The sequence below is a fragment of the Pseudomonas sp. genome (genome assembly GCF_035512415.1).
Classification (GTDB): domain Bacteria; phylum Pseudomonadota; class Gammaproteobacteria; order Pseudomonadales; family Pseudomonadaceae; genus Aquipseudomonas.
Genome location: NZ_DATKDZ010000005.1, coordinates 34,235 through 47,171 on the forward strand (window position 1 = coordinate 34,235; position 12,937 = coordinate 47,171).

Genomic DNA, 12,937 nt, shown 5'->3' on the forward strand with positions numbered 1-12,937 from the left:
TCCAGCATCTTTTCAAGCCCATCGAGAGGCGTGCGGCCTCAGGGCCAATGGCGCGCAGGAAGCCCGGAAAAAATAAGATGGCAGTAAAATACCCCGCGTTTCGTAAAAAATTCCCTCTACTGGTCACTGGCAGCCTTCTGGCGCTGCAGCCCGTAGCCGTTCCTTTCGCATTCGCGGCCGAGCAGTATGACTGCCAGGTTTCCGCCTCTGGCGGTTGGGCGTGCGCGCCTAAAGCCAGTGCGGCAGCCTTGCCGGCACGACCAGCGCCGCGTGCGACGGTAGCCGGTGCTGACGCCAGTAGCGGCGGCCAGGCCCAGGAAGAAGTCGCTAAAACGACCCTGGTCACCGAAAGCCGTGGCAAAGGTCTGGCCTCGCGCAGTGCCGACTATAGCCACCTTGACTGGGTGCCGCGAGAAAACCTCAGCGCGGCGCAGCTGGCCGAGGCCGGTCCGTACTGCGCCGGTGCCTATGTCGAGCCGCAGCGGCCCGGCATGGACGACACCACGCCGATGGACGAATCGCCGATGTTCGTTTCGGCCAAGGCTTCGCGCTATGAGCAGGAAGAGCAAGTCGCCACTCTGGCCGGCGATGTGGTGTTGCGCCAGGCCGGTATGCAGATCGAAGCCGACGAAGCCAACCTGCATCAGGCGGAAAACCGCGGCGAGCTGATCGGCAACGTGCGCCTGCGCGACCAGGGCATGCTGGTGGTCGGCGACCGCGCCGAGCTGCAACTGGACAACGGCGAAGCCAAGGTCGAGAACGCCGAGTATGTGCTGCACAAGAGCCATACCCGCGGTAGCGCGCTCTACGCCAAGCGTGAAGAAAGCGCTGTTATCCGCCTGAAAGACGGCACCTATACCAGCTGTGAACCGGGCAGCAATGCCTGGCACCTGAAGGGCAACAACGTCACCCTGAACCCGGCTACCGGTTTCGGCACCGCGACCAACGTGACCCTACGGGTGAAGAACATTCCGGTGTTCTACACCCCCTATATCTATTTCCCGATCGACGATCGCCGCCAGTCCGGCTTCTTGCCACCGAGCCTCAGCAGCTCCAGTGACAATGGCCTGAGCCTGCAAACGCCGTATTACTTCAACCTGGCACCGAACTACGATGCCACGCTCTACCCGACCTATATGACCGACCGTGGTCTGTTGATGGAAGGCGAGTTCCGCTACCTGACCAAAAGCAGCGAAGGTCAGTTCGGCGCGGCCTACCTCGACGACAGCAACGACGATCGCAAGCTGCAGTCCGAGTATGAAGACCAGCGCTGGATGTACAGCTGGCAGCACAAGACCGGTCTGGACTCGCGCCTGCTGGCCGAGGTCGACTACACCGACATCAGCGATCCTTATTACTTCCAGGATCTGGACAGCGACCTCGGCATCGGCTCCACCAGCTATGTCGATCAGCGCGGCACCCTGACCTATCGCGGCAACGGCTACACGGCGCGTCTCAATGCTCACGCCTACGAACTGGCCAATATCACCGACGTCACGCCGTACAACCGTCTGCCGCAGCTGACTCTGGACGGCAAGCTGCCCTTCGAGCCGGCGGGGCTGAATATCAGCTACGGCACCGAGTATGTGCATTTCGATCGCAACCTGCGCTCGGGTAATTACCAGCCAGATGACGAGCCTTGGTACGACACTCGCCTGCGCGGCCTGGCCCGCGCCAATGGTGAGCGCCTGCATGTTGAGCCCGCTGTCAGCCTGCCGCTGAACTGGAGTTGGGGCTTCCTTACGCCCAAGGTCAAATACCTGCACACCAACTACGACCTGAGTCTGGATAGCCAGGGCAAGAACAGCCTGCTGGCCGAACAGAGCTACAAGAGCAGCCAGACGCGTGGCGTTGGCATGTTTAGCCTGGACAGCGGCCTGTACTTCGACCGCGACACCCAATGGTTCGGCAAAAACTACCGCCAGACCCTGGAACCGCGCCTGTTCTACCTTAATGTTCCCGAGGAAGACCAGACCGATATCCCGGTGTTCGACACCAGCGAAAGCACCTTCAACTACGCCTCGCTGTTCCGCGAGAACCGTTTCTCCGGCAAGGACCGTATCGGCGACGAGAACAAACTGTCGCTGGGCGTAACCAACCGCTGGATCGAAAGCAACGGCTTCGAGCGCCAGCGCTTCAGCATCGGCCAGGCCTTCTACTTCGAAGACCGCAAGGTACAGATGCCGGGCATCGACTACCGTACCCGCCCGGACGCACAGACCTCGCAGTCGCCTTATGCGCTGCAGTATATGTATCGCTTCAACCGCGACTGGCGCCTGAGCTCGGACTTCAACTGGGACCCGGATACTCACAGGACTCGTTCGGGTAGCGCGATGTTCCACTACCAGCCCGAAGACAATCCGAACAAGGTGGTCAACGCCGGGTATCGTTATAAAAACGACACCATGCGCTATGACCGCGACAGCGCCACCTGGACCAACAATCCGGACTATGGCACCGAAGGCTCTCCCAACTACATCAAGGACTACTACAAGATCAGTCAGCACGATTTCTCGGTCATCTGGCCGATCGTGCCGCAGTGGAGCGTGATTTCCCGCTGGCAGTATGACTACGGCCGCGACCGTACCCTGGAGGCCTTCGCCGGCTTCGAGTACGACAGCTGCTGCTGGAAACTGCGCCTGATCAACCGTTACTGGATCGACTACGACGAAGTCAGCCTGAATCCCTCGCTCAACGACGAGCCGGATCGTGGCATCTTCCTGCAGATCGTACTCAAGGGTCTGGGCGGTGTAGTGGGTAATAAGGTCGAGACTTTCCTCGACGAAGGCATTCAAGGTTATCGTGAACGTGAAGACAAAGCTTTCTGATTGCATGCGCCCGCTGCTGTTGGGCGCGCTGTTTCTGGGTGCTGCGGCGCAAGCCGAAGTACAACCGCTCAACCGCGTGGTAGCGATTGTCGACAACGACGTGGTGATGCAGAGCCAGCTCGACTCCCGCCTGCGCGAGGTGCAGCAAACCATCGCCAAGCGCGGCGCGGCCTTGCCCCCTGAGCACGTGCTCAGCCAGCAGGTGCTGGAACGCCTGATCATCGAGAATATCCAGCTGCAGATCGGTGATCGCTCCGGCATTCGCATCACCGATGAAGAGCTCAACCAAGCCATCGGCACCATTGCCCAGCGCAACGGCATGAATATCGACCAGTTCCGCGCGGCCCTGGCGGCCGACGGTCTGTCCTATGTTGATGCCCGCGACCAGGTGCGCCGCGAGATGATCATCAGCCGTGTGCGTCAGCGCCGCGTCGCCGAGCGCATCCAGGTGACCGATCAGGAAGTGCAGAACTTCCTCGCCTCGGACATGGGCAAGATGCAGCTGTCGGAAGAGTACCGACTGGCCAATATCCTGATCCCGGTCAGCGAAGGCGCGTCCTCGCAGGACATCCAGGCCGCCGAGCGCCAGGCCCGCGAGCTGTACGAGCAATTGCAGCAAGGTGCCGACTTCGCCCAGCTGGCCATTGCCCGTTCGGCCAGCGAAACCGCACTGGAAGGCGGCGAAATGGGCTGGCGCAAAGCTGGCCAGCTACCACCGCCGTTCGACACCATGCTGACCAGCCTGTCGGCGGGTGATGTCACCGAACCGATGCGCACCCCGGGCGGTTTTATCCTGCTCAAGGTGCTGGAGAAGCGCGGCGGCGACAGCCAGGTACGCGACGAGGTCAATGTCCGACATATCCTGATCAAGCCCAGTGAGATCCGCAGCGAAGCCGAAACCAAACGCCTGATTGAGCGCCTGTATCAGCGCATCCAGGCCGGCGAAGATTTCAGCGAGCTGGCGAAGAGCTTCTCCGAAGATCCGGGCTCGGCCCTTAACGGCGGTGTGCTTAACTGGATCGACCCCAACGCTCTGGTTCCCGAGTTCCGCGAAGTGATGAACAACACCCCGGCGGGCGAGCTGTCCAAGCCGTTCCAGAGCCCCTTCGGCTGGCACGTCCTGGAAGTCATGGGTCGCCGCGCCACTGACAGCAGCGCCCAGTACCGCGAGCAACAGGCCCTGACCCTGCTGCGTAACCGCAAGTACGACGAAGAGCTGCAGGTCTGGCTGCGTCAGATCCGCGATGAAGCCTATGTCGAGAGCAAGCTCTAAGCGGCCAGCTCTCAGGTGACCCAGCCCGACTCAGCGCACTGCGCGAGTCGGGCTTTTTTTCGTCCTTTATTAGCGCCCCGACGCTACCATCAAGCGTCGCCCCAACCCCGTTGACGGATTACCCGCGAGAGCCAGCCGATGACCACTTCCCGCCTTTTCGCATTAACCCCCGGCGAGCCCGCCGGCATTGGCCCCGACCTGTGCCTGCTGCTGGCTCGCGCAGCCCAGCCGCACGCACTTGTCGCCATCGCCAGCACCGCCCTACTGGCCGAACGCGCGCAGCAGCTGGACCTGAGAATTCAGCTGCTGGACGTCGGCCCCGGCAATTGGCCGCAGCAACCCGCCCCCGCCGGCAGCCTGTATGTCTGGGATACCCCGCTGGGCACGCCGGTGCAGGCCGGGCAACTGGACCAGGGCAACGCCGCCTATGTGCTGGCAACCCTGAGCCGCGCCGGCCAGGGCTGCCTCGACGGGCACTTCGCCGGGATGATCACCGCCCCGGTGCACAAGGGTGTGATCAACCAGGCCGGGATTGCCTTCTCCGGGCATACCGAGTTTCTCGCCGAGCTGACCGCCACCGAACAGGTAGTCATGATGCTCGCCACCCACGGTCTGCGCGTGGCCCTGGTGACCACCCACCTGCCGCTCAAGGACGTCGCCGCCGCCATCACCCCCGAGCGCCTGGCGCGGGTCACACGCATTCTCGACCATGACCTGCGCACGAAATTCGGCATCGCCCGACCACGCATTCTGGTCTGCGGCCTCAACCCCCATGCTGGCGAAGGCGGCCATCTGGGCCGCGAGGAAATCGAGATCATCGAACCGACCCTCGAGCAGCTTCGCGGCGAAGGTATCGAGCTGATCGGTCCGCTGCCAGCCGACACCCTGTTCACCCCCAAGCACCTGGAGCACTGCGATGCGGTGCTGGCCATGTATCACGACCAGGGCCTGCCGGTGCTCAAGTACAAGGGTTTCGGCGCGGCGGTCAATGTCACCCTGGGCCTGCCGATCATCCGCACGTCTGTGGATCACGGCACCGCCCTGGACTTGGCCAGCAGCGGCCGGATCGACAGCGGCAGCCTGCAGGTGGCCCTGGAAACCGCCTACCAGATGGCTGCCAGCCGCGCCTGAGCATTGGCGGCGCTACGGCTTGCGCCGCCAATGCTGTTAAACTGCCGCTCTTTGTTTACGCTTTAAGCTTGCAGCTTGAGGCCTGGAGCTGCCCTTGATGTCCGAATACCAACACCGCGCGCGCAAGCGCTTTGGCCAGAACTTCCTGCATGACGCCGGGGTGATCCACCGCATCCTGCGCGCCATCCATGCCCGCGAAGGCGAGCATATGCTGGAGATCGGCCCGGGCCAGGGCGCACTGACCGAGGGCCTGCTCGATAGCGGCGCGCAGCTCGATGTGATCGAACTGGACCGCGACCTGATCCCGATCCTGCAGCACCAGTTCGGCAACAACCCGCGCTTTCGCCTGAACCAGGGCGACGCGCTCAAATTCGACTTCAACCAGTTGCAGGCCGCACCGCGCAGCCTGCGGGTAGTGGGCAACCTGCCGTACAACATCTCCACGCCGCTGATCTTCCACCTGTTGAGCAATGCCGCGCTGATCCGCGACATGCACTTTATGCTGCAGAAAGAAGTTGTCGAACGCCTGGCCGCCACACCGGGTGGTGGTGACTGGGGCCGCCTGTCGATCATGGTGCAGTACCACTGCCGCGTGGAACATCTGTTCAACGTCGGCCCCGGTGCCTTCAACCCACCGCCCAAGGTCGACTCGGCGATCGTCCGCCTGGTACCCCACGAGGTGCTGCCGCACCCGGCCAAGGACCATCACCTGCTCGAACGCGTGGTGCGCGAAGCCTTCAACCAGCGCCGCAAAACCTTGCGCAACACCCTCAAGGCCCTGCTGCCAGCCAGCGCCATCGAAGCCGCCGAAGTAGACGGCAGCCTGCGCCCCGAACAACTGGACCTGGCCGCCTTTGTCCGCCTCGCGGACCAATTGGCCATACAACCCAGCAGTGCGGACCAAAATGAGCAGTAGCCCAGCGAGCCCCTCTTATGAGTGATCCCCGTTATCAGGTCGACGTCAGCGTCGTCACCCGCTACCTGCCAGAGCAGTCGCAGCCGGAACAGAACCGCTTCGCCTTCGCCTACACAGTGACGGTGAGCAACAACGGTCAGGTGCCGGCCAAGCTGCTCTCGCGCCACTGGATCATCACCAACGGCGACGGCCGCGTGCAGGAAGTGCGCGGCTCCGGCGTGATTGGCCAGCAACCGCTGATCGAACCGGGCCACAGCCACACCTACAGCAGCGGCACGGTGATGAGCAGCCGTGTCGGCACCATGCAGGGCAGCTACCAGATGCTCGCTGAAGACGGCAAACGCTTCGACGCCACCATCGCCCCCTTCCGCCTGGCGGTGCCGGGCTCGCTGCACTGATGGCCACTTATGCCGTTGGCGATCTGCAAGGCTGCCTGAAACCCCTGCAATGCCTGCTTGAGCGCGTGGCCTTTGACCCGGCGCAGGACAAACTGTGGCTGGTCGGCGATCTGGTCAACCGCGGGCCGCAGTCCCTGGAAACCCTGCGCTTTCTCTATGGCATGCGCGACGCCCTGACCTGCGTGCTGGGCAACCACGACCTGCACCTGCTGGCCGTGGCGCACAATATCGAGCGCCTGAAAAAGGGCGACACCCTGCGCGAGATCATCGAGGCTCCGGATGCCGCCGATCTGCTCGACTGGCTGCGCCGGCAGAAGCTGCTGCATTACGATGCCGAACGCGACACCGCCCTGGTGCATGCCGGCATCCCGCCGCAGTGGACACTGCATAAAGCCCTCAGGCGCGCGGCCGAAGTCGAGGAAGCGCTGCGCGACGACGCGCGCTTCCCGCTGTTTCTCGATGGCATGTACGGCAACGAGCCGGCCAAGTGGGACAAGGACCTGAACGGCGTGGCTCGCCTGCGGGTGATCACCAACTATTTCACCCGCATGCGCTTCTGCAAGGCCGACGGCACCCTCGACCTGAGCAGCAAGGAAGGCGTCGGCAGCGCCCCCGCGGGCTACGCGCCCTGGTTTAGCTACAAGCAGCGCAAGACCCGCAACCACCGCATCATCTTCGGCCACTGGGCAGCGCTGGAAGGCCAATGCTCGGAGCCCAAGGTGCTAGCCCTGGATACCGGCTGCGTCTGGGGCGGCCAGATGACCCTGGTGAATATCGACAGCGGCGAACAACAGCGCTGCGACTGTAAGGAGCAAGCATGAGCGAGTTCAAACGCATTCCCCCCGAGCAGGCCCAGGCTCTGCGCCAACATGGCGCGGTAGTGGTCGACATCCGCGATCCGCAGAGCTTTGCCGCCGGCCATATCAGCGGCTCGCTGCACCTGGACAACCACTCGCTGCACGACTTTATCGCCAAGGCCGATCTCGACGCGCCGCTGATCGTCGCCTGTTACCACGGCAACTCCAGCCAGAGTGCAGCGGCCTATCTGGTGGGCCAGGGCTTCAGCGAGGTCTACAGCCTGGACGGCGGTTTTGAACTGTGGCGCGCCACCTTCCCCGCGGACACCGCCCAGGGCGGCGCGGAATAATTTTAATAGCCTGCCATCCCTGGCGGCCACCCAGCGGGCCGTCGCTGCGCGACGTTAAAAATGGCTCCCAGGGATTTTTTTCCACCCCCGGCAGGCCGCGCCCGCCCTGGCCTGCCGGGCATCCCGACCAACGGTAATATCCTGTTATCGTTAAGCGCGCCTTTCTCTCGCTGAAACCGAACTATCCTTTAGCTCAGGCCATCCAAAAAAAGGTAGCGCCGGCCAACCGGCACCCGGGCCATCGGTAGACTTTTGCTGTACTGGGGGACTCTTCTCGGCTGACGCGTCAGCTGATCAATAGCCCCGTACAACCGATATGGCACCGGCTCCCAGCATCGAGCGAGGTGAAGTCATGAGCATTTTCAGCCACTTCCAGCAACGTTTCGAAGCGACTCGACAGGAGGAACTCACCCTCCAGGAGTACCTCGAACTGTGCAAGCAGGATCGCAGCGCCTATGCCTCGGCAGCCGAACGCCTGCTGCTGGCCATTGGCGAGGCAGAACTGCTCGACACCTCGACCGATCCGCGGCTTTCCAGAATCTTCTCCAACAAGGTGATCCGCCGTTACCCGGCCTTCGCCGACTTCCATGGTATGGAAGAGTGCATCGACCAGATCGTTTCCTACTTCCGCCATGCCGCCCAGGGCCTGGAAGAGAAGAAACAGATCCTCTATCTGCTCGGCCCGGTCGGCGGCGGCAAGTCCTCCCTGGCGGAAAAACTCAAGCACCTGATGGAGAAGGTGCCCTTCTATGCGATCAAGGACTCGCCGGTGTTCGAGTCGCCTCTGGGGCTGTTCAGCGACGCCGAGGACGGTGCCATCCTCGAAGAGGAGTACGGCATTTCGCGGCGCTACCTGAGCAGCATCATGTCGCCCTGGGCAACCAAGCGCCTGCAGGAATACGGCGGCGATATCAGCCATTTCCGCGTGGTCAAACTGTACCCCTCGATCCTCAACCAGATTGCCGTGGCCAAGACCGAGCCGGGCGATGAGAACAACCAGGACATTTCCTCGCTGGTGGGCAAGGTGGATATCCGCAAGCTGGAGGAATTCCCGCAGAACGACGCCGACGCCTATAGCTACTCGGGTGCGCTGTGCCGGGCCAACCAGGGCCTGATGGAATTCGTCGAGATGTTCAAGGCCCCGATCAAGGTGCTGCATCCGCTGCTGACCGCCACCCAGGAAGGCAACTACAACAGCACCGAAGGCCTCGGCGCGATTCCCTACAACGGCATCCTCCTGGCCCACTCCAACGAATCGGAGTGGCACAGCTTCCGCAACAACAAGAACAACGAAGCCTTTATCGACCGTATCTATATCGTCAAGGTGCCCTACTGCCTGCGCGTGACCGACGAGATCAAGATCTACGACAAGCTGCTGGCCAACAGCTCCCTGTCCAAGGCCCACTGCGCCCCGGACACCCTGAAGATGCTCGCCCAGTTCTCGGTGCTGAGCCGCCTCAAGGAGCCGGAAAACTCCAACGTTTACTCGAAGATGCGCGTGTATGACGGCGAAAACCTCAAGGACACCGACCCCAAGGCCAAGTCGATTCAGGAATACCGCGATACGGCTGGCGTCGACGAGGGTATGAACGGTCTGTCGACCCGCTTCGCCTTCAAGATTCTGTCCAAGGTGTTCAACTTCGACCCCCACGAAATCGCCGCCAACCCGGTGCACCTGCTCTATGTGCTGGAGCAGCAGATCGAGCAGGAACAGTTCCCCGCCGAGGTGCGCGAGCGCTACCTGCGCTTTATCAAGGAGTACCTGGCACCACGCTATATCGAGTTTATCGGCAAGGAAATCCAGACCGCCTACCTGGAGTCCTACAGCGAATACGGGCAGAACATCTTCGACCGCTATGTGCTGTACGCCGACTTCTGGATTCAGGATCAGGAATACCGCGACCCGGAAACCGGCGAAATCCTCAACCGCGTGGCGCTCAACGAAGAGCTGGAGAAGATCGAAAAACCGGCCGGCATCAGCAACCCCAAGGATTTCCGCAACGAAATCGTCAACTTCGTGCTGCGCGCCCGGGCCAACAACAACGGCAAGAACCCCACCTGGCTCAGCTACGAGAAGCTGCGCGTGGTCATCGAGAAGAAGATGTTCTCCAACACCGAAGACCTGCTGCCGGTTATCAGCTTCAACGCCAAGGCCAGCAAGGAGGACCAACAGAAACACAACGACTTCGTCACTCGCATGGTCGAACGCGGCTACACCGACAAGCAGGTGCGCCTGCTGTCCGAGTGGTATCTACGGGTTCGTAAATCGCAGTAAAGCAGCCATAAGCAGCAAGCTTTAAGCTGCAAATAGACGCGGCCACTCGTGGTCGCCCTTGCAGCTTGCGGCTTGTGGCTTGCAGCTCCCCGGAGGGGCCCATGAGCCATGTGATCGATCGACGTCTGAATGGCAAGAACAAGAGCACGGTCAACCGCCAACGCTTTCTGCGGCGCTACCGTGACCATATCAAGAAGGCGGTGGAGGAAGCCGTCAGCCGCCGCTCCATCACCGATATGGAGCACGGCGAACAGATCAGCATTCCCGGCCGCGATATCGACGAGCCGGTGCTGCACCACGGCCGCGGCGGCCGCCAGACCACCGTGCACCCCGGCAACCGCGAATTCACTACCGGCGAGAAGATTGCCCGCCCGCAAGGCGGTGGCGGCGGTCAGGGTGCAGGCAAGGCGAGCAACTCCGGCGAAGGTATGGACGAGTTCGTGTTTCAGATCACCCAGGAGGAATTCCTCGACTTTATGTTCGAGGACCTGGAGCTGCCCAACCTGGTCAAACGCCACCTGACCGGCAGCGACACCTTCAAGCATGTACGCGCCGGCATCAGCAACGAGGGCAACCCGTCACGGATCAATATCGTCCGCACCCTGCGCTCGGCCCACGCCCGGCGCATCGCCCTGTCCGGCAGCAGCCGGGCCAGGCTGAAAACCGCGGAAAGCGAACTGCAACGCCTGCGCGTGGAACAGCCGGACAACTTCGGCGATATCCAGGCCCTCGAAGAGGAACTCGTCAAGCTGCGCGCGCGGGTCAAGCGGGTGCCCTTCCTCGACACCTTCGACCTCAAGTACAACCTGCTGGTCAAGCAGCCCAACCCCAGCTCCAAGGCGGTGATGTTCTGCCTGATGGACGTCTCCGGCTCCATGACCCAGTCGACCAAGGACATCGCCAAGCGCTTCTTTATCCTCCTGTACCTGTTCCTCAAACGTAATTACGACAAGATCGAGGTGGTGTTTATCCGCCATCACACCAGCGCCCGCGAGGTGGATGAGGAGGAGTTCTTCTACTCCCGCGAGACCGGCGGCACCATCGTCTCCAGCGCACTCAAGCTGATGCAGGAGATCATGACCACGCGCTACCCGCTCAACGAGTGGAATATCTACGCCGCCCAGGCATCGGATGGCGACAACTGGAATGATGACTCGCCCGTGTGCCGCGATATATTGATCAAGCAGATCATGCCGTTCGTGCAGTACTTCACCTACGTCGAGATCACCCCGCGCGAGCACCAGGCGCTGTGGTACGAGTACGAACAGGTGGCCGAGAGCTTCGCCGATACCTTTGCCCAGCAACAGCTGGTATCGGCCGGCGATATCTACCCGGTGTTCCGCGAACTGTTCCAGCGCCGAATGACGACCTGAGGGCCGTGCCATGACCGCAACCGAGAAAAAGCGCCTGCCGCTGTCCACCGGCTCGGAGTGGACCTTCGAACTGGTCCGCGCCTACGACCGCGAAATCGGCCGTATCGCCGAACGCTATGCGCTGGACACCTACCCCAACCAGATCGAGGTGATCACCGCCGAGCAGATGATGGACGCCTACGCCTCGGTGGGCATGCCCCTGGGCTATCACCACTGGTCCTACGGTAAGCACTTTCTCGCTACCGAGAAAGGTTACAAGCGCGGACAGATGGGCCTGGCCTACGAGATCGTGATCAACTCCGACCCGTGCATCGCCTACCTGATGGAAGAGAACACCATCTGCATGCAGGCGCTGGTGATCGCCCACGCCTGCTACGGCCACAACAGCTTCTTCAAGGGCAACTACCTGTTCCGCACCTGGACCGATGCCAGCTCGATTATCGATTACCTGGTGTTCGCCAAGCAGTACATCATGCAATGCGAAGAACGCCACGGCATCGACGCGGTGGAAGACCTGCTCGACTCCTGCCATGCGCTGATGAACTACGGCGTCGACCGCTACAAGCGTCCCTACCCGATCTCCGCCGAGGAAGAGCGGCGGCGCATGAAGGACCGCGAGGAGCACCTGCAGAAACAGATCAACGACCTCTGGCGCACCATCCCCAAGAACGCCAGCAAGGGCGGTGACAAGGACAACAAGCGTTTCCCCGCAGAACCGCAGGAAAACATCCTCTACTTCCTGGAAAAACATGCCCCGCTGCTAGAGCCCTGGCAGCGCGAGGTGATCCGCATCGTGCGCAAGATCGCCCAGTACTTCTACCCGCAACGCCAGACCCAGGTGATGAACGAGGGCTGGGCCACCTTCTGGCACTACACCCTGATGAACGACCTGTACGACGAGGGCCTGGTCACCGACGGCTTTATGATCGAGTTCCTCCAGTCGCACACCAGCGTGGTCTATCAGCCGCCGTTCGACAGCCCCTATTACAGCGGCATCAACCCCTACACCCTGGGCTTTGCCATGTACCGCGACCTGCGCCGTATCTGCGAGGAGCCCACCGATGAAGACCGCCGCTGGTTCCCCGATATCGCCGGCAGCGACTGGCTAAGCACCCTCAAGTTCGCCATGAAGAGCTTCAAGGACGAGAGTTTTATCCTGCAGTACCTGTCGCCCAAGGTGATCCGCGACCTCAAACTGTTCAGCATTCTCGATGACGACCAGAAGGACGAGCTGTATGTCCCGGCGATCCACGACGAGCCCGGCTACCAGCAGATTCGTGAAACCCTGGCCGCGCAGTACAACCTGGGCAACCGCGAGCCCAATGTGCAGATCTGGAGTATCGATCGGCGCGGCGACCGCTCCCTGACCCTGCGCCACCAGCAGCACGACCGCAAACCCCTGGGCAACTCCACCGACGAAGTACTCAAGCACCTGCACCGCCTGTGGGGCTTCGATATCCACCTGCAGATCATGCAAGACGACAAGCTGATCAACACCCAGCACGTGCCACCGAAGAACGAAGTGGAACATGAGGGCGATTACCCGCGCCTGGACCTGATCATCCCGCCCATTTGATCGGTTGCGCCCCATGCCCA

10 protein-coding genes are annotated in these 12,937 nt (G+C 61.9%); all 10 read left to right on the top strand.

Annotation, left to right across the window (positions count from 1 at the left end):
- Positions 1 to 77: 77 nt before the first annotated feature.
- The 10 genes from VMP31_RS01490 to VMP31_RS01535 all read left to right on the top strand — a co-directional run bounded on the left by VMP31_RS01490 (position 78) and on the right by VMP31_RS01535 (position 12,917).
- Positions 78 to 2,828 (top strand): LPS-assembly protein LptD, encoded by a 2,751-nt coding sequence (locus VMP31_RS01490; RefSeq protein WP_325503348.1) that lies wholly within the window; start codon positions 78 to 80, stop codon positions 2,826 to 2,828.
- A 4-nt stretch (positions 2,829 to 2,832) separates the two neighbouring features.
- Complete coding sequence (locus tag VMP31_RS01495; RefSeq protein WP_414705416.1) at positions 2,833 to 4,101, top strand: peptidylprolyl isomerase; 1,269 nt, start codon at positions 2,833 to 2,835, stop codon at positions 4,099 to 4,101.
- 138 nt (positions 4,102 to 4,239) lie between these two features.
- Positions 4,240 to 5,232, top strand: coding sequence for a 4-hydroxythreonine-4-phosphate dehydrogenase PdxA (pdxA, locus tag VMP31_RS01500; protein WP_325503352.1), 993 nt, complete (start codon positions 4,240 to 4,242; stop codon positions 5,230 to 5,232).
- Between the two features lie 97 nt (positions 5,233 to 5,329).
- Positions 5,330 to 6,148: a 16S rRNA (adenine(1518)-N(6)/adenine(1519)-N(6))-dimethyltransferase RsmA gene (rsmA, locus tag VMP31_RS01505; protein ID WP_325503354.1), complete on the top strand. Its 819-nt coding sequence runs from the start codon at positions 5,330 to 5,332 to the stop codon at positions 6,146 to 6,148.
- A 17-nt stretch (positions 6,149 to 6,165) separates the two neighbouring features.
- A complete protein-coding gene (gene apaG, locus VMP31_RS01510) occupies positions 6,166 to 6,546 on the top strand; it encodes a Co2+/Mg2+ efflux protein ApaG (RefSeq protein ID WP_325503356.1) in 381 nt (126 codons plus the stop codon).
- Positions 6,546 to 7,367 (top strand): symmetrical bis(5'-nucleosyl)-tetraphosphatase, encoded by an 822-nt coding sequence (locus VMP31_RS01515; protein WP_325503358.1) that lies wholly within the window; start codon positions 6,546 to 6,548, stop codon positions 7,365 to 7,367. The genes apaG and VMP31_RS01515 overlap by 1 nt, the downstream gene beginning before the upstream one ends.
- Complete coding sequence (gene glpE, locus VMP31_RS01520; protein WP_325503360.1) at positions 7,364 to 7,693, top strand: thiosulfate sulfurtransferase GlpE; 330 nt, start codon at positions 7,364 to 7,366, stop codon at positions 7,691 to 7,693. The genes VMP31_RS01515 and glpE overlap by 4 nt, the downstream gene beginning before the upstream one ends.
- A 352-nt stretch (positions 7,694 to 8,045) precedes the next feature.
- Positions 8,046 to 9,968, top strand: coding sequence for a PrkA family serine protein kinase (locus VMP31_RS01525; RefSeq protein WP_325503362.1), 1,923 nt, complete (start codon positions 8,046 to 8,048; stop codon positions 9,966 to 9,968).
- Between the two features lie 101 nt (positions 9,969 to 10,069).
- The gene (locus tag VMP31_RS01530; protein WP_325503364.1) at positions 10,070 to 11,341 is read left to right on the top strand and encodes a YeaH/YhbH family protein; all 1,272 of its coding nucleotides are present in this window, start codon (positions 10,070 to 10,072) and stop codon (positions 11,339 to 11,341) included.
- A gap of 10 nt (positions 11,342 to 11,351) precedes the next feature.
- The gene (locus VMP31_RS01535; RefSeq protein ID WP_325503366.1) at positions 11,352 to 12,917 is read left to right on the top strand and encodes a SpoVR family protein; all 1,566 of its coding nucleotides are present in this window, start codon (positions 11,352 to 11,354) and stop codon (positions 12,915 to 12,917) included.
- Positions 12,918 to 12,937: the final 20 nt, after the last annotated feature.